This window comes from Variovorax sp. JS1663, from assembly GCF_002157355.1.
Taxonomy (GTDB): Bacteria; Pseudomonadota; Gammaproteobacteria; order Burkholderiales; family Burkholderiaceae_C; genus Variovorax.
The window spans coordinates 1-22,833 of sequence record NZ_LYMK01000076.1; the positions used below are offsets into that span (position 1 = coordinate 1).

Genomic DNA, 22,833 nt, shown 5'->3' on the forward strand with positions numbered 1-22,833 from the left:
GTGGTGGTGGTGGTGGTGGTGGTGGTGGCGGCCAGGGTCGACGCAACCGGCAAGGCGGCCAAGCCCAGGGGCAAGGGCAGGGCGCCCGGCGTGATAGCGCGCCGGGCGGCGGCAACCAGCCCGATCCGATGAAGACCTCGCTGGGCTACATCGGCGCCGACAGCTTCTCGCGCCAGCGCAAGGAACAGCGCTCCCGGCGCGGCGGTGGCGGGGGGCCTTCGGGCGGCAATTTCGGCGGCCAGGGCGGCGGCAACCGCCGCCGAGGCCGCTGACAGGGCGCGTCACCGGAGCACACAAGACGCCGGCTGCGGTTTTGGCGCCCCCGTCATCGGGAGCGGCAGTCGCGCCGGTTAAAATCAGAGGCTTTGTCAAGGGAGCGCGGCCGTGGGCTGCGGCTTGACGGAACTCATCGAAATCCAAGCACTCAGGAAAGCACTTCAATGGCCATCGAACGCACCCTCTCCATCATCAAGCCCGACGCCGTGGCGAAGAACGTCATCGGCAAGATCGTCTCCCGCTTCGAGGCCGCCGGCCTCAAGATCGTGGCCGCCAGGCTGGTCCAGCTGTCGCAGGCTGACGCCGAGCAGTTCTACGCCGTGCACAAGGAGCGTCCGTTCTTCGGCGACCTGGTCAAGTTCATGATCTCCGGCCCCGTGTTCGTGCAGGCGCTGGAAGGCGAGGATGCGATCACCAAGAACCGTGACCTGATGGGCGCCACCGACCCGAAGAAGGCTGCCCCCGGCACCATCCGCGCCGACTTCGCCGACAGCATCGACGCCAACGCCGTGCACGGCTCCGACGCCGCCGAAACCGCGAAGGTCGAGATCGCCTTCTTCTTTCCCGAGCTCAAGGCCCGCTGAGGCGGAGCCCGCACTCCCGCAATGACCACGGCCAACCTGCTCGACTTCGATCTCGACGGGCTGGCCGCGTTCTGCGAAAGGCTCGGCGAGAAGCGTTTCCGGGCCACGCAGCTGTTCCGCTGGATTCATCAGCGCGGCGCGAGCGACTTCGCGCAGATGACCGACCTCGCCAAGTCGCTGCGCGAGAAGCTCGCCGGCAATGCGCGCGTGGAAGGCTTGCCGGTGCTCACGCAGCAGGAATCGGCCGACGGCACCATCAAATGGCTGTTCGACGTCGGTGATGGCAACGCGGTCGAGGCTGTCTTCATTCCCGAGGATGACCGCGGCACGCTGTGCGTATCCTCCCAGGCAGGCTGCGCCGTCGGGTGCCGCTTCTGCTCCACCGGGCACCAGGGCTTCAGCCGCAACCTGAGCACCGGCGAAATCGTCGCCCAGCTCTGGTTTGCCGAGCATTTCCTGCGCAAGCACCTCAAGCGCGAGGAACGCGTCATCTCCAACGTCGTGATGATGGGCATGGGCGAGCCGCTGCAGAACTACGCGGCCCTGGTGCCGGCCCTGCGCACCATGCTGGACGACAATGCCTATGGCCTGTCGCGCCGGCGCGTGACCGTGTCGACCTCGGGCGTCGTTCCCATGATCGATCGGCTCGGCGCCGATTGCCCGGTCGCGCTGGCGGTGTCGCTGCATGCGCCCAACGATGGGCTGCGCGACGACCTGGTGCCACTCAACCGCAAGTACCCGCTGGCCGAACTGCTCGATGCCTGCCAGCGCTACCTGGCGCATGCGCCGCGCGATTTCATCACCTTCGAGTACTGCATGCTCGACGGCGTGAACGACCAGCCCGAGCATGCGCGCCAGCTGATCGAACTGGTGCGGGCGCAGGGTATCTCCTGCAAATTCAATCTGATTCCCTTCAACCCCTTCCCCGCGTCGGGCCTGCTGCGTTCGCCGCAGCCACGCGTGCTGGCCTTCGCCAAGCTCCTGAGCGAAGCCGGCATCGTGACCACCGTGCGCAAGACCCGCGGCGACGACATCGACGCCGCCTGCGGTCAACTGGCCGGCGACGTGAAGGATCGCACCAACGCGGCCCGGCGCATGGCCGAGCGGCGCACCGTCGTGCTGCATCCGGCGCGGAAGAAGGCCGCATCCACCGTCCAGGAGCAATGAACCGATGATCCAGGCCCCTTCGATCCCGCAGCAGCGGATCATGCAAGCGTTGCTCGGTGTCGTTGCCGCCATCCTGCTGGCCGCGTGTGCGACCAAGGAAGCCGGCGTGCCCAGCACCGCCGGGAATGCGGCCGGCATCGTCACGGACTCGGACGAGGGCAATGCACGCAAGCGCGCCCGTCTGCGCCTCGAACTGGCGATCGGTTACTTCGAGCAGGGCCAGCCCACGGTGGCGCTGGACGAGATCAAGCAGGCGCTGGTTGCCGATCCGAGTTTCCCCGACGCCTACAACCTGCGTGGCCTGGTCTACATGCGGCTGGACGATGCGGGCCTGGCGGAGGACAGCTTCCGCCGTGCGATCGCGCTGAACCCGCGCGACCCCAACACGCTGCACAATTACGGCTGGCTGCTGTGCCAGCAGAACCGCTTCGGCGACGCGCAGCAGCAGTTCTCGGCGGCGCTGGCCATTTCCACCTATGGCGATCGTGCCAAGACGCTGATGACCCAGGGCGTGTGCCAGCTGCGCGCCGGTCAGCGCGCCGAGGCCGAACGCAGCCTGACGCAGGCCTACGAGCTCGATGCCGGCAATCCGGTGATCGGCTACAACCTGGCCTCGTTGCTGGCGCAGCGCGAGGAATGGTCGCGCGCGCAGTTCTACATCCGCCGCATCAACAACGGTCCGTCGGCCAGCGCCGAGACGCTGTGGCTGGGCATCAAGGTCGAGCGCAAGCTCAACAACCGCGAGGCGGCGACGCAGCTTGCCGGCCAACTGCAGCGGCGCTTCCCCCAGTCGCGCGAGGCGGTGGCCTATGAGCGCGGTAGTTTCAATGATTGAGAAGGCGAGCGAGTTCGGCGCCTCGGCCACTGTGCCCTTGATGACCGGCGACAGGACCCATATGACGGCCGGCGACATGTTGCGCGAGGCGCGCGAGGCGCATGGCCTGCATCTGGACATGGTCGCCGCAGCGCTCAAGGTGACGCCGCAGAAGCTGGCGGCGCTGGAAGCCGACGACATCGAGGCCTTGCCCGATCCCGTGTTCGCGCGCGCACTGGCCGCGAGCGTGTGCCGTGCGCTGCGCATCGACCCGGCACCCGTCCTGGCCAAGCTGCCGGGTGCCCAGCCCGCGGGCCTGGCCGAGGCCGACCGCACCATGAGCAAGGCCCTGCCGTCGCAAGCACGCTCCGGCAATCCGGCCGGCCGGCCGTCGCGCCCGCTGCTGACGGTGGTCGTGCTGCTGCTGGTCGGCGCGGCCGCGCTGTTCTGGCTGCCGCAGTCCCTTTTCGACCGCCTCGGCGAGGTCTTCGCTCGCATCACGGCGCCGGGCGAGTCGACCGATACCCAGCCCGCGTCGGCGGTGGCGCCCTCGTCGCCGGCCGGACATGTGGTCGAGCCGGTCCAGCCGGCAGCAGCGCCCGCCGCGGCCCCCGCACCGGCGGCACCGGCTCCGGTTGCTCAGGCGGTTGCGACCCCGCCCGCGGCCGCCGCCTCCGACCTGATCGTCTTTGTCGCCCGCGAGGAATCCTGGGTCACGGTGAACGAGGCCGGCGGCAAGTCCTTGCTGCGCCGCACCGTGCAGGCCGGCGAGACCGTCGGCCTGACGGGCACGCCGCCGCTGTCGGTTGTGGTCGGCCGGGCGTCGGGCATCGACGTGCAGGTACGCGGCAAGCCCTTCGACCTGAAGCCCCTGACGCGCGCGGGCGGCGTTGCACGTTTCGAGGTGAAGCCATGAGCGATGACTTGGTGAGTTCCGGCAACTGCCTGCCCATCGAACCGGCCGCACCGCGCGCCCGCCGTTCCCGCCAGGCAAGCGTGGCCTGGGGGCCGCGCATCGTCACGGTGGGCGGCGATGCGCCCGTGCGGGTCCAATCAATGACCAACACCGACACGGTGGATGCCATCGGCACCGCGATCCAGGTCAAGGAGTTGGCGCAGGCCGGCTCGGAGATGGTGCGCATTACCGTCAACACCCCCGAGGCGGCGGCGCAGGTGCCCTACATCCGCGAGCAGCTCGACCGCATGGGCGTGGACGTGCCGCTGATTGGCGATTTCCACTACAACGGCCACCGCCTGCTGACCGACTTCCCGGCCTGTGCCGAGGCGCTCAGCAAGTACCGCATCAACCCCGGCAACGTGGGCAAGGGCGACAAGCGCGACCGCCAGTTCGGCCAGATGATCGAGGCCGCCATGCGCTGGAACAAGGTGGTGCGCATCGGCGTCAACTGGGGCAGCCTCGACCAGGAGCTGCTGGCCAGCCTGATGGACGTCAACAGCCGCCGTGCCGAGCCTTGGGATGCCAAGCAGGTGATGTACGAGGCGCTGGTGAGCTCGGCCATCGGGTCCGCGCAACTGGCTGAATCCATGGGGATGCGTGGCGACCAGATCATCCTGAGCTGCAAGGTGAGCGGCGTGCAAGACCTGGTCTCGGTGTACCGCGAGCTCGCGAAGCGCTGCGACTACGCGCTGCACCTCGGGCTGACCGAGGCCGGCATGGGCACCAAGGGCACGGTTGCCTCGGCCACGGCGCTGTCGATCCTGCTGCAGGAAGGCATCGGCGACACCATCCGCGTCTCGCTCACGCCCCAGCCCGGCGAATCGCGCACGCAGGAAGTGGTGATCGCCAACGAAATCCTGCAGGCCCTGGGCCTGCGTGTGTTCGTGCCCAGCGTCACCGCCTGCCCGGGATGCGGCCGCACCACCAGCACCACCTTCCAGGAGCTGGCCAAGCAGATCGACGACTACCTGCGCATGCAGATGCCGGTCTGGCGCACCAGGTACCCTGGGGTCGAGACGATGAAGGTGGCCGTGATGGGCTGCATCGTCAACGGCCCCGGCGAGAGCAAGCATGCCGACATCGGCATCAGCCTGCCCGGCACCGGCGAGGCGCCGGCCGCGCCCGTCTTCATCGATGGCGAGAAAGCGCTCACGCTGCGCGGCGAGAACATCGCCGCCGAGTTCCATCAACTGGTCGAAAACTACGTCGAGAAACGCTTCGGCGCAGCCACCGCTGCCTGAGCTTCGCAATCCAATGGCTGACAAACTGAATGCCGTCAAGGGCATGAACGACACCCTGCCGCCGGAATCGGCGCGGTGGGAATGGCTGGAAGGCATCGTGCGCGAGGTGACCTCTCGCTATGCCTATCGCAACGTCCGCACGCCGATCCTGGAGCACACGGCGCTGTTCGTGCGCGGCATTGGCGAGGTGACCGACATCGTCGAGAAGGAGATGTATTCCTTCCACGACCGCTCGGACAAGTACGGCGACAACGACCACTTGACGCTGCGCCCCGAGAACACCGCCGGCATCGTGCGCGCCGCGATCGAGCACAACATGCTCTACGACGGGGGCAAGCGCCTGTGGGCCATCGGCCCGATGTTCCGGCGCGAGAAGCCGCAGCGAGGGCGCTTCCGCCAGTTCCACCAGATCGACGTCGAGGCGCTGGGCTTCGCCGGGCCGGACGTCGATGCCGAGCTCGTGCTGCTGGCCTGCGCCCTCTGGAAGGCCATCGGCCTGACCGACGTGCGGCTGGAGATCAACAGCCTGGGCCAGCCGGCCGAGCGTGCCCAGCACCGCGCCCAGCTCATCGCGCACTTCGACGCGCATGCCGACCAGCTCGACGAGGATGCGCGCCGCCGCCTGCACAGCAATCCGCTGCGCATCCTCGACACGAAGAACCCGGCAATGAAGGCCGTGGTGGAAGCGGCGCCCAAGCTGATCGACTTTCTCGGCGCCGAATCGCTGGCGCACTTCGACGGGCTGAAGTCGATCCTCGATGCCAACGGCGTCGCCTACACCATCAACCCGCGCTTGGTGCGCGGCCTCGACTACTACAACCTCAGCGTCTTCGAATTCGTGACCGACCGGCTCGGTTCGCAGGGCACGGTATGCGCCGGTGGGCGCTACGACGGCTTGTTCGAGCAGCTCGGCGGCAAGCCGGCGCCCGCGGTGGGCTGGGCCATCGGCGTGGAGCGCGTGCTCGACCTGCTGAAGGAGCAGGGCACCGCGATCCCCATGCCGGTGCCCGACGCCTACGCGGTGGTGCCGGATGCGGCCGCGATGCCGGTCGCGCTGCGCACGCTGCAGCAACTGCGCGAAGCCGGCGTGCGGGCGCAGATGCACGCGGCCACTGCCGACGGCCTGGGCAGCTTCAAGTCGCAATTCAAGAAGGCCGACGGCAGCGGCGCCACCTACGCGTTGATCTTCGGCGCCGACGAACTGGCGCGCGGCGAGGTCACCGTCAAGGCTCTGCGCGACGGCACCGGCGCCCAGGTGGCGCGGCCGCTGGCCGACCTGGCAGCCTGGGCCGCCACCCTACAATCCCCGGCTCCCAACAACTGACAGCGCATGGCCACCCATCTCGACCTCGAAGAACAGGAGCAGCTCGACCAGCTCCGGCATTTCTGGAACACCTACGGAACGCTGATCACCTGGGTCGTGGTGCTCGCCGCCGGCGCCTTCCTGGCATGGACCGGCTGGCAGTACTGGCAGCGCGATCAGGCAGCGCGTGCCTCGGCACTCTATGACGAACTCGAGCGCGGCGCACAGGCCGGCGACGCGGCACGCGTCGAGCGTGCGCTGGCCGACATGAAGAACAAGTTCGCCTCCACTGCCTATGCGCAGCAGGCCGGCCTGCTGGCTGCCCGCGTGCTGCAGGAGAAGGGCAATGCCGAGGCCTCGCGCGCGGCGCTGGCCTGGGTGGTCGAGAAGGGGACCGATCCCGGCTACCAGGCCGTCGCCCGGCTGCGCCTGGCCGGCGAGCTGCTGGATGCCAAGTCCTATGACGAGGCGTTGAAGCAGCTCTCGGCCGGCATGCCCAGCCAGGAGTTCGAGGCCCTGGCGGCTGACCGCAAGGGCGACGTGTACATGGCCCAGGGCAAACGCGAGGAGGCCAAGGCCGAGTACCGCAAGGCCTGGTCCGCCTTCTCGCCGGCTAACGAGTTCCGCCGACTGGTCGAGATCAAGCTCAATGCGGTCGGCGTCGATCCTCAGAGCCTGGCCCCCGCTGCAGCCAACGCCCCTGCCGCCAACGCATCTGCCGCCAAATAACACACCATGAATTCCTGCCGTCGTTCGATGCTTCCCGTTTCCGCCCTGCGCGCAGGCGCTGCCGTGCTCGTGATCGCCGCACTCGCCGCCTGCTCCGGCACGTCGAAGCCCAAGCCGGCCGAGCTGCCGCCGGTCCAGGCGGTGCTGGGCGTGCGGCAGGCGTGGAGCATCCGCATCCCCAAGGTGGAATTCCCGCTCGTCACCGACGTGAGCGGCGACATGGTGACCGTCGCTTCGACCGATGGCACGGTGGTCATGATCGACGCGCGCTCCGGCCAGGAGAGTTGGCGCGCCAGCGTGGGGGCGCCGCTGGCGGCCGGCGCGGGCAGCGATGGATCGCTGGCCGCGGTGGTGACCACCGACAACGAACTCGTCGCCCTCCAGGCTGGCAAGGTGTTGTGGCGGCAGCGGCTGTCGGCGCAGACCTTCACTGCGCCGCTGGTGGCCGGCCGCCGCGTCTTCGTGCAGACCGCGGACCGCACCGTCAGCGCCTGGGACGGCCAGAGCGGCCGCCGCCTGTGGTCCCAGACGCGCACCGCCGAGAACCTGGTGCTCAAGCGCCCGGGCGTGATGCTTGCGGTCGGCGACACACTGGTGGTTGGCATCGGCGGCCGGCTGGTCGGCATCAACCCGGCCAACGGCAGCTCGCGCTGGGAGTCGCCCATCGCCGCGCCGCGTGGCACCAACGATGTCGAGCGCCTGGTCGACCTGACCGGCAGCGCGAGCCGCGTCGGCGACTCGGTCTGCGCGCGCGCCTACTACGCCAGCGTCGGCTGCGTCGACACCTCGCGCGGCACGCTGATCTGGACCAAGCCGGCGAGCAGCGCCGAGGGGCTGAGCGGCGACGACCGCCTCGTCTACGGCACCGAGGAGAACGGCAACGTGGTGGCCTGGCGCCGCAACGACGGCGAGCGTGCCTGGCAGGTCGATCGCTTCAAGTACCGGACGCTGACCGCGCCGCTCGCCGTCGGCCGCTCGCTCATCTTCGGCGACGCCACCGGCTTCCTGCACGTGCTCTCGCGCGAGGACGGCGCGACACTCAACCGCCTCACGCCGGACGGCTCCGCCATTGCCGCACGGCCCGTGCTGTCGGGCAACACGGTCGTCGTGGTCACCCGCAACGGCAACGTCTTCGGCTACCGGCCCGAATAAATCCATCAGAAACGTGAGCGCTCGACCATGAAACCCGTCATTGCGCTGGTCGGGCGCCCCAACGTCGGCAAGTCGACGCTGTTCAACCGCCTGACCCAGACCCGCGACGCCATCGTCGCCGACTTCGCCGGCCTCACCCGCGACCGCCACTACGGCAACGGCCGCCAGGGCCGGCACGAGTTCATCGTGATCGACACCGGCGGCTTCGAGCCCGACGCGGGCAGCGGCATCTTCAAGGAGATGGCCAAGCAGACCCGCCAGGCCGTCGCCGAGGCCGATGTGGTGATCTTCGTCGTCGATGCGCGCGAAGGCCTCTCGGCGCAGGACCACGACATCGCCAACGAGCTGCGCCGCCTGGGCAAGCCCTGCGTGCTGGTGGCGAACAAGGCCGAGGGCATGCACGACAACGCCCGGCTGGCCGAGTTCTACGAGCTGGGCTTCGGCGAGGTGCACGGCGTCTCGGCCGCGCACGGGCAGGGCATCCGAAGCCTGGTGGAGCTGGCGCTCGAGCCGCTCGCGCTGCCGGAGCCGGACGAGGACGACGACCAGGAAGAGGACGTCAACAAGCCGATCAAGCTCGCCGTGGCCGGCCGGCCCAACGTTGGGAAGTCCACGCTCATCAACACCTGGCTCGGCGAAGAGCGCCTGGTGGCCTTCGATCTGCCCGGCACCACGCGCGACGCGATCTCGGTGCCCTTCGAGCGCAACGGCCAGCGCTTCGAGTTGATCGACACGGCGGGCCTGCGGCGCAAGGGCCGGGTGTTCGAGGCGATCGAGAAGTTCTCGGTGGTCAAGACGCTGCAGGCCATCGAGTCGGCCAACGTGGTGCTGCTCCTGATCGATGCCACCCAGGGCGTGACCGACCAGGACGCCCACATCGCCGGCTACGTGCTGGAAAGCGGCCGCGCGGTGGTGATCGCGATCAACAAGTGGGACGCCGTCGACAGCTACCAGCGCGAGCAGATCCAGCGCCAGATCGAGACCCGGCTCGCCTTCCTGAAGTTCGCCGCGCTGCACTTCATCTCCGCCATCAAGCGCCAGGGCCTGGGCCCGCTGTGGCAGGCCATCGCGCAGGCCCACAAGTCCGCCACCCGCAAGATGTCGACGCCGGTGCTCACGCGGCTCCTGCAGGAGGCAGTGCAGTTCCAGGCGCCCAAGAAGTCCGGCATGTTCCGGCCCAAGATGCGCTACGCGCACCAGGGCGGCATGAACCCGCCGGTGATCGTCATCCACGGCAACTCGCTGGAGCACGTGACCGAGGCCTACAAGCGCTTCCTCGAGGGGCGCTTCCGCAAGGAATTCGACCTGGTGGGCACGCCGCTGCGCATCGAGTTCAAGACGCAGCAAAATCCCTACGCCGACAAGGACGGCTGAGCCCAGGCACCTGCGCCCTCCGATGGCGCGCCCGTGCCGCATTTCGGGGCAAGCACCTGGTCGCGGAGCCCGGCCCGTGCTCAAAGTTCCGGCCTTCGGGTGCCGTTATTTTTCAGGGGCCAATAGGGTTTCGTGCTGCGGTGCGGAAGTGCTGTGTTAAGGTGGCTGGTCCAACAACTACTCTTGAACACGGAGAATATCGTGAGCAATAAAGGGCAACTCCTACAAGACCCCTTCCTGAACACCTTGCGTCGAGAGCATGTGCCGGTGTCCATCTACCTGGTCAACGGCATCAAGCTGCAAGGTCAGATCGAGTCTTTCGATCAGTACGTCGTGTTGCTGCGCAACACGGTGACCCAGATGGTCTACAAGCACGCCATCTCCACCATCGTGCCAGGCCGGGCCGTCAACTTCTCGGCGAACGAGAGCGACGAAGCTGCCGCCTGACGGCACGGAGCGCGGTGGCCCTGCCGCCGCGCTTTCTTCCCATTGATACCGCTTGTCTGAACTGAATTCCCGAAAAGAGGGAGCCGTCGTTCTCGTCGGCGTCGATTTCGGGCTGCCCCATTTCGACGGCGAACTCGAGGAACTCGGCCTGCTCGCGCAGACCGCGGGCCTGGAACCCGTCGCGCGCCTGGTCGCCAAGCGTCGCGCCCCGGACGCCGCCCTGTTCGTCGGCAGCGGCAAGGCCGAGGAGATCCGTGAGCTGGCCCAACTGCACGGCGCCGGCGAGGTGATCTTCGACCAGGCCCTGAGCCCGGCGCAGCAGCGCAACCTCGAGCGGCAGCTCGGCGTGGCGGTGTACGACCGTACCTTCCTGATCCTCGAGATCTTCGCCCAGCGCGCCCGCTCGCACGAGGGCAAGCTGCAGGTCGAGCTGGCACGCCTGCAATACCTCAGCACGCACCTGGTGCGCCGCTGGTCCCACCTGGAGCGCCAGCGCGGCGGCATCGGCACGCGCGGTGGCCCGGGCGAGACGCAGATCGAGCTCGACCGCCGGATGATCGGCGACGCCATCCGCCGCACGCGCGAGCGCCTGGCCAAGGTGCAGCGCCAGCGCGGCACCCAGCGCCGCCAGCGCGAGCGGCGCGACACCTTCAACATTTCGCTGGTGGGCTATACCAACGCCGGCAAGTCCTCCCTGTTCAATGCGCTGGTGAAGGCGCGCGCCTATGCGGCCGACCAGCTCTTCGCCACGTTGGACACCACCACGCGGCACCTGTACCTGGGCGACGCGAACCGCAAGGTGTCGATCTCCGACACGGTGGGCTTCATCCGCGAACTGCCGCACGGCCTGATCGACGCCTTCAAGGCCACGCTGCAGGAGGCGGTCGATGCCGACCTGCTGCTGCACGTGGTGGATGCCTCCAACCCACACCATCCCGAGCAGATGGCAGAGGTGCAAGCGGTGCTGAAAGAGATCGGCGCCGATACCGTGCCGCAGCTTCTGGTCTTCAACAAGCTGGACGCGCTTGAGGACGCGCAGCGGCCGGTCGCCCTGACCGACGAGATCGAGGTCGATGGCACGCAGGTGGCGCGCATCTTCCTGAGCGCCCACAGCGGCGAGGGCCTGCCCCTGCTGCGAACCGAGCTCGCGCGCCGCGCGCTGGCGGCGCAGCAGCAGGGCATGACCCCAGAGTCGGGCACCGAATTGCACGATGACTTCGGCGCATTGGCACAATCCCCCCACTGACCAGAGAACTCGACGAATGAATGCAAAGCCAGTGTGGAGACGGTTTCAGGGCATCTTCAACCTGAACGATGGCCGTTGGGGCCGGGGCGACGAGCCCTCCTCGAACAGCGACCGTCCGAACGCCAACCGGCCCGACGAGGATTCGGGCCCTTCCGGCAACAACAACCGTCCGCGCGGCCAGGGGCCGAACCAGGGCCCGCCGGACCTGGATGAACTCTGGCGCGACTTCAACCGAAAGCTCGGTGGGCTGTTCGGCGGCGGCCGCGGCGGCAACGGCGGGCGCCCCAACGGCGGCAATGGCGGCAACGGCATGAAGCCGGACATGAAGAACGCCGGCGTCGGCCTGGGCCTGGTCGCGGCGGTCGCCGTGCTGATCTGGCTGGGCACCGGCTTCTTCATCGTCAACGAAGGCCAGCAGGCCGTGATCACGCAGTTCGGGCGCTACAAGGCGACCGTCGGCGCCGGCTTCAACTGGCGCCTGCCGTACCCGATCCAGCGCCACGAGATCGTGGTCGTGACCCAGATCCGCTCGATGGACGTGGGCCGCGACACCATCGTGCGCTCCACCGGCCTGCGCGACTCCGCCATGCTCACCGAGGACGAGAACATCGTCGAGATCAAGTTCGCCGTGCAGTACCGCCTGAGCGATGCGCGCGCCTACCTGTACGAGAGCAAGACGCCGACCGACGCGGTGGTCCAGGTGGCCGAGACCGCCGTGCGCGAGGTCGTCGGCAAGATGAAGATGGACGCGGCGCTGGCCGAGGAGCGCGACCAGATCGCGCCGCGCGTGCGCGCGCTGATGCAGAACATCCTGGACCGCTACAAGGTGGGCATCGAGGTGGTCGGCATCAACCTGCAGCAGGGCGGGCTGCGTCCGCCGGAGCAGGTCCAGGCGGCCTTCGACGACGTGCTCAAGGCCGGCCAGGAGCGCGAGCGCACCAAGAACGAGGCCCAGGCCTATGCCAACGACGTGGTGCCGCGCGCCACCGGTACCGCCTCGCGCCTCAAGGAGGAGTCCGAGGCGTACAAGGCGCGCATCATCGCGCAGGCGCAGGGCGATGCGCAGCGCTTCAGCTCGGTGCTCGCCGAGTACCAGCGTGCCCCTCAGGTCACCCGCGACCGGATGTACACCGACGCCATGCAGCAGATCTACACCAACACGACCAAGGTGCTGGTCGATTCCAAGCAAGGGTCGAACCTCCTGTACCTGCCGCTCGACAAGCTCGTCCAGATGAGCGGGCAAGGCGCGGCCGGCGCGCCGGCTGACGGCGCCAGCCCGAGCGTGGCGGGCACCGCGCCGACCCAGTCGTCGGTGATCCCGGTCGCACCACCGGGCGAATCCCGCGCGCGCGACGGCCGCTCGCGTGACCGGGACGTGCGCTGAGGAGAACACAACAATGAACAGAATAGGCTTCATCGTTTCATCCATCCTGGTGGCGCTCGCGCTCCTGAGCTCCACGCTCTTCGTGGTCGACCAGCGCCAGTTCGGGGTGGTCTACGCCCTGGGGCAGATCAAGGAAGTGATCACCGAGCCGGGCCTGAACTTCAAGCTGCCGCCGCCTTTCCAGAACGTGTCGTACATCGACAAGCGGCTGCTCACGCTGTCCAGCCTCGACCCGGAGCCCATGCTCACGGCAGAGAAGCAGCGCGTGGTGATCGACTGGTACGTGCGCTGGCGCATCACCAACCCCTCGGAGTACATCCGCAACGTCGGCCTCGACGAGAACGCCGGCGCCGTGCAGCTCAACCGCGTGGTGCGCAACGCCTTCCAGGAGAACGTCAACAAGCGCACCGTGCGCGAGCTGATCTCCACGCGCCGCGAGGCCCTCATGAGCGACGTGCAGCGAGAGGCCCTGGCGGTGGTGAAGGGCACCAAGCCCTGGGGCATCGACATCATCGACGTGCGCGTCACGCGGGTCGACTACGTCGAGGCGATCACCGAATCGGTCTACCGCCGCATGGAGGCCGAGCGCAAGCGCGTGGCCAACGAGCTGCGTTCCACCGGCTTCGCCGAGGGCGAGAAGATCCGCGCCGATGCCGACCGCCAGCGCGAGGTGATCGTGGCCAATGCCTACCGCGATGCGCAGAAGATCAAGGGCGAGGGCGACGCACGCGCCGCCTCGGCCTATGCCGAGGCCTTCGGCCGCGATCCGCAGTTCGCGCAGTTCTACCGCAGCCTCGATGCCTACAAGCAGAGCTTCAACAAGAAGAGCGACGTGATGGTGCTGGATCCCTCGTCCGACTTCTTCCGCGCGATGCAGAGCTCGGGCGGTGCCGCCGCGGCCCCCCGCCGATAGCAAATCCGGTGCCGGCGTGAGCGGGGAGACCTTCTGGAGCGCGCTGGCGCTCGTGCTGGTGATCGAGGGCATCCTGCCCTTCATCTCGCCAGGCGGCTGGCGGCGCGGCTTCGGCCAGCTCATGCAGCTGCGCGACGGGCAACTGCGCTTTTTCGGCCTCTGCAGCATCCTCCTGGGTCTCTTCCTCCTCTGGATTCTGGCCTAGCGGTGGCCCGGTAGAATCCGGGTTTAACCACGCCCCCGATCCCCATGTCAGCCTGGGTCCTCCCGGATCACATTGCCGATGTGCTGCCCTCCGAGGCGCGTCACATCGAAGAACTTCGACGCCAGCTGCTCGACACCGCCCGTGGCTACGGCTACGAACTGGTGATGCCGCCCCTCCTTGAGCACCTGGAATCTCTTCTGTCCGGCACCGGCGAGGCGCTGGACTTGCAGACCTTCAAGCTGGTGGACCAGCTCTCCGGGCGCAGCATGGGCCTGCGTGCCGACACCACCCCCCAGGTGGCCCGCATCGACGCTCACCTGCTCAACCGCCGCGGCGTCGCCCGGCTGTGCTACTGCGGCCCGGTGCTCCACACCCGTCCCGATCGCCCGCATGCGACGCGCGAGCCCCTGCAGTTCGGCGCCGAGATCTACGGCCATGCCGGCCTGGAGGCCGACACCGAGGTGCTGCGCTTGGCGCTGGACTGCCTGCGCGCAGCCGGCGTGAGGAACCCCGTCATCGTCGACCTGGCCGATGCGCGCATCGTGCGGGCGCTGTTCGCCGGCGTCCCGGTCGACGCAGCCACCATCGCGCGCGTGCACGCGGCCCTGGCTGCCAAGGACGCCAGCGGCCTGGGAGGGATCACCGCCGGCTTTCCCGCTGCCTCGCGCCAGGGCCTGCTGGCGCTACTGCAGCTTTATGGCGATGCCGCGGTACTCGACGAAGCGGCCAAGGTGCTGCCCGACACGGCGGCCATGCGCCACGCGCTGTCCGACCTGAAGCAACTGGCCGGCAGGCTCGACGGCGCCCGGGTGAGCTTCGACCTGGCCGACCTGCGCGGCTACGCCTACTACAGCGGCATGCGTTTCGGCATCTACACCGAGGGCGCCAGCGACGCGCTGGTGCGCGGCGGCCGCTACGACGAAGTGGGGGCGGTATTCGGCCGCAACCGTCCGGCGGTCGGTTTCAGCCTCGACGTGCGCGAGCTGGTGGGCGTGCTGCCCGCGCGGCCGCTGCGCGCCGCCATCCGCGCGCCCTGGAGCGATGCCGCGGGTCTGGGCCGGACGATCGCCGACCTGCGCGGCCGGGGCGAAACCGTGGTCTGCGTGCTGCCCGGCCACGAGAGCGAGATCGACGAATTCCACTGCGACCGCGAACTGGTCGAGCAGGGCGGGCAGTGGAAAGTCCAAAGCATCTGAATCTGAGAAGCGCAACATCATGAGCATCACCACCGGACGAAACGTGGTCGTCGTCGGCACCCAATGGGGCGACGAGGGCAAGGGCAAACTGGTCGACTGGCTGACCGAGAGCGCGCAGGGCGTGGTGCGCTTCCAGGGTGGCCACAACGCGGGCCACACGCTGGTCATCAACGGCGTGAAGACTGCGCTGCACCTGATCCCCAGCGGCATCATGCGGCCCGGCGTCAAGTGCTACATCGGCAATGGCGTGGTGTTGTCGGCGGCCAAGCTGTTCGAGGAGATCGAGGGACTGGAGAAGGCCGGTGTCGAGGTGCGTTCGCGCCTGCGCATCAGCGAAGCCTGCCCGTTGATCCTGCCCTTCCATGCGGCGCTGGACATCGCGCGCGAGGCCTACCGCGAGAAGGGCGGCATCGAGAAGATCGGGACCACCGGCCGCGGCATCGGCCCGGCCTACGAGGACAAGATCGCGCGCCGTGCCCTGCGCGTGCAGGACCTGAAGCATCCCGAGCGCTTCGCCGACAAGCTGCGCGTGCTGCTCGAGCTGCACAACCATGTGCTCACGCAGGTGCTGAGTGCGCCGGCGATCGAATTCGACGCGGTCTACGACGAGGCCATGCGCCACGCCGAACTGCTCAGGCCCATGATGGCCGATGTGTCGCGCGAGCTCAACGACGCCCATCGCGCCGGCGCCAACCTGCTGTTCGAGGGCGCGCAGGGCACGCTGCTCGACGTGGACCACGGCACGTACCCCTACGTCACCTCCAGCAACTGCGTGGCCGGGAACGCCGCAGCCGGCGCGGGCGTGGGCCCGGGCCTGCTGCACTACGTCCTCGGCATCACCAAGGCCTACTGCACGCGCGTCGGCGGCGGCCCCTTCCCGACCGAGCTCGAATGGGACAAGCCCGGCACCGTCGGCTGGCACCTCAGCACCGTGGGCGCCGAGAAGGGCGTGACCACCGGCCGCAGCCGCCGCTGCGGCTGGTTCGACGCGGCGCTGCTCAAGCGCTCTGCCCAGGTCAACGGCCTCTCCGGCCTCTGCATCACCAAGCTCGACGTGCTGGACGGCCTGAAGGAGCTGCAGCTGTGCACCGGCTACCAGCTCGACGGCGAATACACCGACATCCTGCCGCTGGGGGCCGACGAGATCGCGCGCTGCAAGCCGGTCTACGAGACGCTGGAGGGCTGGAGCGAGAGCACGGTGGGTATCACCCACTACGACAAGCTGCCGGTCAATGCGAGGCTCTACCTGCAGCGCATCGAGCAGGTCACGGGCGTGCCGATCCACATGGTGTCGACCAGCCCGGACCGCGACCACACCATCATGATGCGCCATCCCTACCTGGCAGATTGACCGAACGACCACCACGAGAAGAAGGCTTCCCATGCTGACCGAAGACGGCAAACACCTGTACGTGAGCTATGACGAGTACCACAACCTGATCGAGAAGCTCGCGATCAAGGTGCACCAGTCGGGCTGGCAGTTCGACACCATCCTGTGCCTGGCGCGGGGCGGCATGCGGCCGGGCGACGTGCTCTCGCGCATTTTCGACAAGCCGCTGGCGATCATGTCCACCAGTTCCTACCGGGCTGATGCCGGCACGATCCAGGGGCACCTGGACATTGCGCGCTACATCACGACGCCAAAGGGCGAGATCGCGGGCCGCGTGCTGCTGGTGGACGACCTGGCCGACTCCGGCCATACGCTGCACGCGGTGGTGGAGATGCTCAAGAGCAACTACCAGCCGATCACCGAGCTGCGCAGCGCCGTCATCTGGACCAAGGCGCTGTCCACCTTCACGCCGGACTACTCGGTCGAGTACCTGCCCACGAATCCCTGGATCCACCAGCCCTTCGAGGGCTACGACTCGCTCGGTGCCGAGAAGCTGATCGAGAAGTGGTCCGTCTAGAGAAAAAGCCCCCGGCTTTTCACTGCGCTTCGCTCCGTGTAACTCCCGCCCGAGGGGGCGGCGCGGCCGACTTGGGGCGGCCCGGCGGCGGCCGCCATCCTCGCTGCTATTCGCCCGACTTCATCAGCTCGGTGTAGCGCCGCTGCATCTCCTCGGGCGACAGCTCCTCGATGCTGTGGCCCACGTTCCAGCGGTGGCCGAAAGGGTCCTTGAAGGAACCCGAGCGCTCGCCGTAGAACTGGTCCTGCACCGCGATCTCGAGCGTGGCGCCGGCCTTCACCGCGCGATCGACCAACGCATCCGCATCATCCACGTGCAGATGGATCGTGACCGAGGTCGCGCCGACACTCAGAGGGCCGCGGATGCCGTATTCGGGAAATTCGTCGCACAGCATCAGCGTCGTGCCGCCGAAATCCAGCTCCGCGTGGCCGATGCGGCCCGAGGGCTCGGTCAGCCTGAATTTTTCGGTCGTGCCGAACACCTCGCCATACCAGGCGATCGCCTTGGCGGTATCGCCGACGCAGAGGTAGGCGAAAAGCTCATGAATGACCATCGGGAACTCCTGTCGAACAATGGGTGTCGCCATGTCGCCGGTCGGCAGCACATGCTCGCGCAATGGCCCAGCGGATGCGCAGCCGGCCGGAACCGCCGCCCACAGCGAACGGACGAAGGGGCGCAGCCGGGGGCAGGGCGCTCGCGTCAGCAGCATGCGGCCATTGTCGGACGCCCCGCGGCCGGCGTCGACTAGCATGGCGCCATGCCGAAGAAGCCCATCACCGAACTGATCCATCACCCCTACAAGCCGCCATCCCATTTCGCCGCGCCCCAGCCCGGCGTCTACAAGGCCTCCACCGTCTTCTTCGCCGACGTCGCCGCCATGCGTGCGCGCGACTGGAAGACCAAGGCCGGCTACACCTATGGCCTGCACGGCACCCCCACCACCTTCACGCTGGAAGAGCGGCTGGCCACGCTGGAAGGTGGCAACGAGTGCCTGCTGGTGCCCAGCGGCCTGGCAGCCATCGCGCTGGTGGCCTTCGCCTTCCTGAAAACCGGCGACGAGGTGCTGGTGCCCGACAACGCCTATGGCCCGAACAAGGCGCTGTGCAGCGGCGAGCTGGCCAACTTCGGCATCACGCACCGGCTCTACGACCCGATGAACCCGGCCGATCTCGCAGCCAAGCTGTCCGATCGCACCCGGCTGGTGTGGGTGGAGGCGCCTGGTTCCGTCACCATGGAATTCCCGGATCTGCCGGCGCTGGTGGCGGCCTGCCGCGCGCGCGGCGTCCTCACCGCGCTGGACAACACCTGGGGCGCAGGCCTGGCCTTCGCCCCCTTCGATTTCAACGGCAGTGGGCAGGGCGTGGACATCTCGATCCACGCGCTCACCAAGTACCCGAGTGGCGGCGGTGACGTGCTGATGGGCAGCGTGGTCACGCGCGATGAGCGGCTGCACCGCGCCCTGAAGCTCAGCCACATGCGCATGGGCTTCGGCATCGGCGTCGGCGACGTCGAGACCCTCCTGCGCTCGCTGCCCAGCCTGGGCCTGCGCTACCAGGCGCACGACGCCAGCGCCCGCGAACTGGCCCGCTGGCTGGCCGATCGCGCCGAGATCGCGCAGGTGCTGCACCCGGCGCTGGAGAGCTCACCCGGCCATGCCAACTGGCTGCGCCTGTGCGGGGCGACCGACCTGGCGGCCGGCCTGTTCTCGGTGGTCTTCGACGACCGCTACAGCGCCGCGCAGGTGGACCGCTTCTGCGATGGCCTGCAGCTGTTCCGCCTCGGCTACTCCTGGGGCGGCCCGGTGAGCCTGGTCGTGCCCTACGACATCGGCCTGATGCGGGAGCCCGGCGTCTCGCACTGGCCTCACAAGGGCACGCTGGTGCGCTTCTCGATCGGTCTGGAGGACGTGGACGACCTGCGCGCCGACCTCGAACAAGCCCTCGCGGTGCTCTGAACCGGCTCGGTTATCGCTTACATTGAGCGGACGCAGTCACCGGGACTGCCTTTCAGGAAGGAGCAGACGTGGCAACACCGAACTACGGCTACGAGAAGCGTCAGAAGGAGTTGGCCAAGAAGAAGAAGAAGGAAGACAAGGCTCGGGAGAAGGCTGCCCGCAAATTGAACCCGAGCAGCCCGGGCCTTGCACAGGGCGACCCGGAAACCGATGTCGCATCGTTGGAGCGTGATCCGCCCACCATTCCTGAGCAGCCGACCAAGGACGGCTAGACGAAGCGCGCCGACCGGCGCATGGCGTAGAGGAAAGAGCCGCTGCGGGCATGCCCGCAGCGGCTTTTTTTGCGTCTTGTCTACCGGGACGACCCCAGCAGCTTGCGCAGCGTCGGCCAGACGTTGTCCAGCATCCGTGGCTGGGCCGCGGCGGTGGGATGAATGCGATCGGCCTGGAACAGCGTGGCTGCCTCCGGTCCGTCCGCGATGCCCTTGAGCAGGAACGGCACCAGCGCCGCCTTGGTCGCGCTCGCCACCTTGGTGAAGATCGCCTCGAAGCGCCGCGTGTAGTCGCTGCCGTAGTTGGGCGGCACCTGAATGCCGACGATCAGCACCTGGGCGCCGGCTGCCTGGGCCGCCTTGGTCATCTGCGTGAGGTTGTCCTCGGTGCCGGCCAGCGAGAGACCTCGCAGCGCATCGTTGCCCCCCAACTCCAGCACCACGTGCGTCGGCCGGTGCTGCGTCAGCAGGCCCGCGAGCCGCGCTCGCCCGCCGGCGGTGGTGTCGCCGCTGATGCTGGCATTGATCACCGTGGCCGCGATCTTCTGCTCGGCCAGGCGCTTCTCCAGCAGAGGCACCCAGCCTTCGCCGCGCTTCAGTCCATACTCGGCGGACAGCGAGTCGCCGACCACCAGGATCACCGGCTTGCCGCCCGCGGCCTGGGCCCATACCCCCGCGGACCATGATCCCGCGCTGCCGGCCAGCGTGCCGGCCAAGATAAAGTGACGCCGATTCACCACGTCCACACCTTTCAATGTCCTCGATCCAACCCGCCGCCATTGTCGCCGTCGAACATGTCTTCAAGTCGGTCACCGACTCCGCCGGCACGCTGGACATTCTGCAGGACATCGACTTCACCCTGGGCGAGCGCGAGACGGCCGCCATCGTCGGCGCCTCGGGCTCGGGCAAGAGCACGCTGCTGTCGATCGTCGCCGGCCTGGACACACCCACCCGCGGCACCGTCAAGCTGGCGGGCGAGGACCTGTTCGCGATCGACGAGGACGAGCGCGCCGCGCTGCGGGCCCGCAAGGTCGGCTTCGTGTTCCAGAGCTTCCAGCTGCTGGGCAACCTGAGTGCTCTCGAGAACGTGATGCTGCCGCTGGAGCTGGCCGACCGGCGCGACGCGCGCAAGGCGGCTACCGAGATGCTGGGCCGCGTCGGCCTCGGCCAGCGGCTGAACCACTACCCCAAGGTGCTCTCCGGCGGCGAGCAGCAGCGGGTCGCGCTGGCCCGCGCCTTCGTGGTGCAGCCCGCGCTGCTGCTGGCCGACGAGCCCACCGGCAGCCTGGATTTCGCCACCGGCGAGCAGGTGATGCGGCTGATGTTCGACCTCAACCGCGAGCTGGGCACCACGCTGGTGCTGGTGACGCACGACCGCGGGATCGCCGCGCAGTGCGAGCGCCGCATCACCATCGAGGCCGGGCGCGTGGGCTTCGACGACCAGGGCGTGTAAGACCTGTTGGCACGATTCGCCACGTGGGCCCTGGGGCGCATGGGCTGGCATGCAGCCATCCGGCGCGAAGGCAGTAACGCGCATCCCCTGCAGTGACCGAATGCAGACGGGAAGAGCAAATGTCGTTTTTTGTCGCGTGATTCCGCTGGTGGCCGCAGGCCTCCAGAGAATCGGCGGCGCCGCAACCGTACGCCTTTCCTTCGAGGTTGTCCCTTGTTGCTGAGGCCAACAAGTACCGGTTGAGCCGGACCCGGAATCTTCTTTGCCGTGGGCGGCGAGGCTCTTGCCGGCGCTCGTCTCCGCGCCGGCAAGACCTGCTCGGCGACTGCCACAGCTCTCGAGGATTTCCCAATGCGATCTGCCCTGACCCATCGACTGTCCGCGACGCGGCTTGCCCATCCTTGCCTGGCTGCGGCGCTGACGCTGACTGCCGCCGCTGTGCAGGCGCAGGCCATACCGCCCGCGGCCAACGTCCCCGGCGCGGGCCAGCTCCAGCGCCAGATCGAGCAAACCCTGCAGCCCCCGCCGCCCGCAGTGGCGCCACCCTCCCGTCCCGCCGAGGCGGCAGTCGACCTCGGTGGCCCACTGCTGACCATCCAGCACTTCAGCATCGAAGGCGCCGGCCTCATTCCGGCCGACGACCTGGCACGCCAGCTCGATCCCTATCGTGGCAAGCCATTGAGCCTCGGTGAACTGCAAGCCGCCGCGCAAACCCTCGTCGCGACATACCGCGATCGCGGGTGGTTCGCCCGTGTGCTGATCCCACCCCAGGACGCCAGTGCTGGCACCCTGCGCGTGCGCGTCATCGAAGGCCGCTTCGGCCGCGTCATCCCAGCGGAACCAGTGCCGCAGCGCGCTGACGGAGCCTTCGTCGAAGCCGTGGTCGCCCGCCGCCTGCGCCCGGGCGAGCCCTACTCACAAGCCGACCTCGAACGCGGTCTGCTGCTGGCCAACGACCTGCCCGGCGTGCGCGCCGACGGCGTGCTGCAGGCAGGCACGCAAACCGGCACCAGCGACCTGGCCCTCCATATCCAGGACGAGCCGCTCTTCAGCGGCCAGGTCGGCCTGGGCAACGCCGGCAGCCGCTTCACCGGTCGCGCGCAGGCGAATGCGCAGCTCGCACTCAACAACCTCTCCGGCCGAGGCGACCAGGTCACCTTCACAGCCCTGGCCGCTCAACGCCTGGACTATCTCAGTGCCGGCTACAGCGTGCCGCTGGGCTCTGACGGCTGGCGTGCCAGCCTGGCCCATTCTGAACTTCACTACCGCCTGGGTGGTGACTTCAGTGCCTTGGACGCGCGCGGCAGTGCCCGTACCACCAGCTTGGGCCTGGCCTACCCGCTGAAGCGCAGCGGTGATGCCAGCGTCTGGATCGGTCTGAGCGCGGAGCAGGGCCGCTACAACGACGACACCCTGGGCGCCACGCTGCGCCAGCGCCGCGTCGACAGTGCGACGCTCGCCCTGTGGGGCAATGCCCGCGACGGCTGGGGCGGCGGTGGCATCAGCGATTGGCGCGTCGCCCTCGGGCAAAGCCGCCTGACACTGGGCGAGCCTGTCGACCGCATGCAAGACGCGGCCGGGCCGCGAGCCGCCGGCATCGCCACGCGGTTGAGCTACGAGCTGCGGCGCGAGCAGAACCTCGATGCGCCGTGGTACTGGCGCATGCGCCTGGCGGGCCAGTTTGCCTCGCGCAACCTCGATGCCTCGCAGAAGATGGCCCTGGGCGGCCCCTCGGGCGTGCGAGCCTTCCCAGGGGACGACGGACTGGGCGACAGCGCCCACCTGATGCAGCTGGAACTGCATCGGCCGCTTGCCTGGAACGCTCCCGGCGTCTTTGACGGCTTCGTCTTTCTCGATGGCGGCGTCGTGCGCCAGCACCGCCATCCGTGGGCCGGCTGGGACACGCGCAACAGCGGCCACAACACCTACGGTCTGGCCGCCGCCGGCGTGGGCTTGAACTGGACCAGCCCCACCGGCCTGGCCGCCAGCCTCACCCTGGCCGTGCCGCTGGGCAACAACCCCGGCAGCGGCGTCAGCGGGCGCAACCAGGACGGCAGCCGCACCGCGGCCTGGGTGTGGCTGAGCCTGCGTCAACGTTTCTGAGCGCGCTGCCCGTCGACGACATCTGATATCGCATCGCTTCCCGGGAGAGAGTTCATGCACCGCCACGCCAGCCTTAACCGAGCCTATCGCCTGGTCTTCAATCAGGCCCAGGGCACCTGCGTCGTCGCCCCTGAGACGGCCCGTTCGGCGGGCGG

24 protein-coding genes and 1 pseudogene are annotated in these 22,833 nt (G+C 68.5%); 23 read left to right on the plus strand and 2 right to left on the minus strand.

Annotated elements, in window-relative coordinates; all coding sequences use genetic code 11:
• The 18 genes and pseudogenes from A8M77_RS37085 to A8M77_RS33210 form a co-directional block, all read left to right on the plus strand.
• Positions 1-272, plus strand: a pseudogene (locus A8M77_RS37085) (pseudouridine synthase); the annotation flags it as partial.
• Positions 273-440: 168 nt separating this feature from the next.
• Entirely contained in the window at positions 441-860 is a 420-nt protein-coding gene (gene ndk / locus A8M77_RS33130) for a nucleoside-diphosphate kinase (protein WP_086925724.1), read from the plus strand.
• Positions 861-881: 21 nt separating this feature from the next.
• Positions 882-2,027 (plus strand): 23S rRNA (adenine(2503)-C(2))-methyltransferase RlmN, encoded by a 1,146-nt coding sequence (gene rlmN, locus A8M77_RS33135; protein WP_086925725.1) that lies wholly within the window; start codon positions 882-884, stop codon positions 2,025-2,027.
• 40 nt (positions 2,028-2,067) lie between these two features.
• Positions 2,068-2,862: a type IV pilus biogenesis/stability protein PilW gene (pilW, locus tag A8M77_RS33140; RefSeq protein WP_238137061.1), complete on the plus strand. Its 795-nt coding sequence runs from the start codon at positions 2,068-2,070 to the stop codon at positions 2,860-2,862.
• The gene (locus A8M77_RS33145; RefSeq protein ID WP_086925727.1) at positions 2,855-3,757 is read left to right on the plus strand and encodes a helix-turn-helix domain-containing protein; all 903 of its coding nucleotides are present in this window, start codon (positions 2,855-2,857) and stop codon (positions 3,755-3,757) included. Before pilW ends, A8M77_RS33145 begins: the two co-directional genes overlap by 8 nt.
• Positions 3,754-5,040 carry a flavodoxin-dependent (E)-4-hydroxy-3-methylbut-2-enyl-diphosphate synthase gene (ispG, locus tag A8M77_RS33150; RefSeq protein WP_086925728.1) on the plus strand — a complete coding sequence of 429 codons (1,287 nt, stop codon included), beginning with the start codon at positions 3,754-3,756 and terminating at the stop codon, positions 5,038-5,040. The genes A8M77_RS33145 and ispG overlap by 4 nt, the downstream gene beginning before the upstream one ends.
• A gap of 13 nt (positions 5,041-5,053) precedes the next feature.
• Positions 5,054-6,364, plus strand: a complete 1,311-nt coding sequence (gene hisS, locus A8M77_RS33155; RefSeq protein ID WP_086925729.1) for a histidine--tRNA ligase — start codon at positions 5,054-5,056, stop codon at positions 6,362-6,364.
• A gap of 6 nt (positions 6,365-6,370) precedes the next feature.
• Positions 6,371-7,072 carry a YfgM family protein gene (locus A8M77_RS33160; RefSeq protein WP_086925730.1) on the plus strand — a complete coding sequence of 234 codons (702 nt, stop codon included), beginning with the start codon at positions 6,371-6,373 and terminating at the stop codon, positions 7,070-7,072.
• Positions 7,073-7,099: 27 nt separating this feature from the next.
• Positions 7,100-8,224 (plus strand): outer membrane protein assembly factor BamB, encoded by a 1,125-nt coding sequence (bamB, locus tag A8M77_RS33165; protein WP_443273438.1) that lies wholly within the window; start codon positions 7,100-7,102, stop codon positions 8,222-8,224.
• 27 nt (positions 8,225-8,251) lie between these two features.
• Positions 8,252-9,598 (plus strand): ribosome biogenesis GTPase Der, encoded by a 1,347-nt coding sequence (gene der, locus A8M77_RS33170; RefSeq protein WP_086925732.1) that lies wholly within the window; start codon positions 8,252-8,254, stop codon positions 9,596-9,598.
• A 201-nt stretch (positions 9,599-9,799) separates the two neighbouring features.
• On the plus strand, positions 9,800-10,045 hold the full coding sequence (gene hfq, locus A8M77_RS33175; RefSeq protein WP_086925733.1) for an RNA chaperone Hfq: 246 nt from the start codon (positions 9,800-9,802) through the stop codon (positions 10,043-10,045).
• Between the two features lie 52 nt (positions 10,046-10,097).
• The gene (gene hflX / locus A8M77_RS33180; RefSeq protein WP_086925734.1) at positions 10,098-11,291 is read left to right on the plus strand and encodes a GTPase HflX; all 1,194 of its coding nucleotides are present in this window, start codon (positions 10,098-10,100) and stop codon (positions 11,289-11,291) included.
• A 52-nt stretch (positions 11,292-11,343) separates the two neighbouring features.
• Positions 11,344-12,675, plus strand: a complete 1,332-nt coding sequence (hflK, locus tag A8M77_RS33185) for an FtsH protease activity modulator HflK (protein ID WP_086925744.1) — start codon at positions 11,344-11,346, stop codon at positions 12,673-12,675.
• Between the two features lie 13 nt (positions 12,676-12,688).
• Positions 12,689-13,588 carry a protease modulator HflC gene (gene hflC, locus A8M77_RS33190; protein ID WP_086925735.1) on the plus strand — a complete coding sequence of 300 codons (900 nt, stop codon included), beginning with the start codon at positions 12,689-12,691 and terminating at the stop codon, positions 13,586-13,588.
• Positions 13,589-13,604: 16 nt separating this feature from the next.
• Positions 13,605-13,793, plus strand: coding sequence for a DUF2065 domain-containing protein (locus tag A8M77_RS33195; RefSeq protein ID WP_086925745.1), 189 nt, complete (start codon positions 13,605-13,607; stop codon positions 13,791-13,793).
• A gap of 44 nt (positions 13,794-13,837) precedes the next feature.
• Positions 13,838-14,989 carry an ATP phosphoribosyltransferase regulatory subunit gene (locus A8M77_RS33200; protein WP_086925736.1) on the plus strand — a complete coding sequence of 384 codons (1,152 nt, stop codon included), beginning with the start codon at positions 13,838-13,840 and terminating at the stop codon, positions 14,987-14,989.
• Between the two features lie 19 nt (positions 14,990-15,008).
• Entirely contained in the window at positions 15,009-16,340 is a 1,332-nt protein-coding gene (locus tag A8M77_RS33205; RefSeq protein WP_086925737.1) for an adenylosuccinate synthase, read from the plus strand.
• 31 nt (positions 16,341-16,371) lie between these two features.
• A complete protein-coding gene (locus A8M77_RS33210; RefSeq protein ID WP_086925738.1) occupies positions 16,372-16,896 on the plus strand; it encodes a phosphoribosyltransferase in 525 nt (174 codons plus the stop codon).
• 106 nt (positions 16,897-17,002) lie between these two features.
• Here the strand turns inward: A8M77_RS33210 and A8M77_RS33215 are convergent, their stop codons facing one another.
• A complete protein-coding gene (locus A8M77_RS33215; RefSeq protein ID WP_086925739.1) occupies positions 17,003-17,449 on the minus strand; it encodes a VOC family protein in 447 nt (148 codons plus the stop codon).
• A 204-nt stretch (positions 17,450-17,653) separates the two neighbouring features.
• Here A8M77_RS33215 and A8M77_RS33220 point away from each other — a divergent pair, with 204 nt between their 5' ends.
• On the plus strand, positions 17,654-18,850 hold the full coding sequence (locus A8M77_RS33220) for a cystathionine beta-lyase (RefSeq protein WP_086925740.1): 1,197 nt from the start codon (positions 17,654-17,656) through the stop codon (positions 18,848-18,850).
• Between the two features lie 68 nt (positions 18,851-18,918).
• The gene (locus tag A8M77_RS33225) at positions 18,919-19,122 is read left to right on the plus strand and encodes a hypothetical protein (protein WP_086925741.1); all 204 of its coding nucleotides are present in this window, start codon (positions 18,919-18,921) and stop codon (positions 19,120-19,122) included.
• Between the two features lie 80 nt (positions 19,123-19,202).
• Here A8M77_RS33225 and A8M77_RS33230 read toward each other — a convergent pair whose 3' ends face one another.
• Complete coding sequence (locus A8M77_RS33230) at positions 19,203-19,859, minus strand: arylesterase (RefSeq protein WP_192871716.1); 657 nt, start codon at positions 19,857-19,859, stop codon at positions 19,203-19,205.
• Between the two features lie 17 nt (positions 19,860-19,876).
• Between A8M77_RS33230 and A8M77_RS33235 the strand changes: the two genes are divergently transcribed.
• The 3 genes from A8M77_RS33235 to A8M77_RS37560 form a co-directional block, all read left to right on the plus strand.
• Positions 19,877-20,575, plus strand: coding sequence for an ABC transporter ATP-binding protein (locus tag A8M77_RS33235; protein WP_086925742.1), 699 nt, complete (start codon positions 19,877-19,879; stop codon positions 20,573-20,575).
• A 351-nt stretch (positions 20,576-20,926) separates the two neighbouring features.
• Positions 20,927-22,678 carry a ShlB/FhaC/HecB family hemolysin secretion/activation protein gene (locus tag A8M77_RS33240; protein ID WP_086925743.1) on the plus strand — a complete coding sequence of 584 codons (1,752 nt, stop codon included), beginning with the start codon at positions 20,927-20,929 and terminating at the stop codon, positions 22,676-22,678.
• 54 nt (positions 22,679-22,732) lie between these two features.
• On the plus strand, positions 22,733-22,833 hold a 101-nt coding region (locus tag A8M77_RS37560), incomplete at its 3' end, for an ESPR-type extended signal peptide-containing protein (protein ID WP_143694865.1).

Excerpts from the sequence above, each read along its gene's own strand:
- A8M77_RS33215 (WP_086925739.1), bottom strand. The coding sequence starts at position 17,449 with ATGGTCATTCATGAGCTTTTCGCCTACCTCTGCGTCGGCGATACCGCC.
- A8M77_RS33160 (WP_086925730.1), top strand. The coding sequence starts at position 6,371 with ATGGCCACCCATCTCGACCTCGAAGAACAGGAGCAGCTCGACCAGCTC.
- hflC (WP_086925735.1), top strand. The coding sequence starts at position 12,689 with ATGAACAGAATAGGCTTCATCGTTTCATCCATCCTGGTGGCGCTCGCG.
- A8M77_RS33145 (WP_086925727.1), top strand. The coding sequence starts at position 2,855 with ATGATTGAGAAGGCGAGCGAGTTCGGCGCCTCGGCCACTGTGCCCTTG.
- ndk (WP_086925724.1), top strand. The coding sequence starts at position 441 with ATGGCCATCGAACGCACCCTCTCCATCATCAAGCCCGACGCCGTGGCG.
- A8M77_RS33235 (WP_086925742.1), top strand. The coding sequence starts at position 19,877 with ATGTCCTCGATCCAACCCGCCGCCATTGTCGCCGTCGAACATGTCTTC.
- A8M77_RS33240 (WP_086925743.1), top strand. The coding sequence starts at position 20,927 with ATGCGATCTGCCCTGACCCATCGACTGTCCGCGACGCGGCTTGCCCAT.
- pilW (WP_238137061.1), top strand. The coding sequence starts at position 2,068 with ATGCAAGCGTTGCTCGGTGTCGTTGCCGCCATCCTGCTGGCCGCGTGT.
- rlmN (WP_086925725.1), top strand. The coding sequence starts at position 882 with ATGACCACGGCCAACCTGCTCGACTTCGATCTCGACGGGCTGGCCGCG.
- ispG (WP_086925728.1), top strand. The coding sequence starts at position 3,754 with ATGAGCGATGACTTGGTGAGTTCCGGCAACTGCCTGCCCATCGAACCG.
- bamB (WP_443273438.1), top strand. The coding sequence starts at position 7,100 with ATGCTTCCCGTTTCCGCCCTGCGCGCAGGCGCTGCCGTGCTCGTGATC.
- A8M77_RS33200 (WP_086925736.1), top strand. The coding sequence starts at position 13,838 with ATGTCAGCCTGGGTCCTCCCGGATCACATTGCCGATGTGCTGCCCTCC.
- A8M77_RS33220 (WP_086925740.1), top strand. The coding sequence starts at position 17,654 with ATGCCGAAGAAGCCCATCACCGAACTGATCCATCACCCCTACAAGCCG.
- A8M77_RS33210 (WP_086925738.1), top strand. The coding sequence starts at position 16,372 with ATGCTGACCGAAGACGGCAAACACCTGTACGTGAGCTATGACGAGTAC.
- hisS (WP_086925729.1), top strand. The coding sequence starts at position 5,054 with ATGGCTGACAAACTGAATGCCGTCAAGGGCATGAACGACACCCTGCCG.
- A8M77_RS33205 (WP_086925737.1), top strand. The coding sequence starts at position 15,009 with ATGAGCATCACCACCGGACGAAACGTGGTCGTCGTCGGCACCCAATGG.
- der (WP_086925732.1), top strand. The coding sequence starts at position 8,252 with ATGAAACCCGTCATTGCGCTGGTCGGGCGCCCCAACGTCGGCAAGTCG.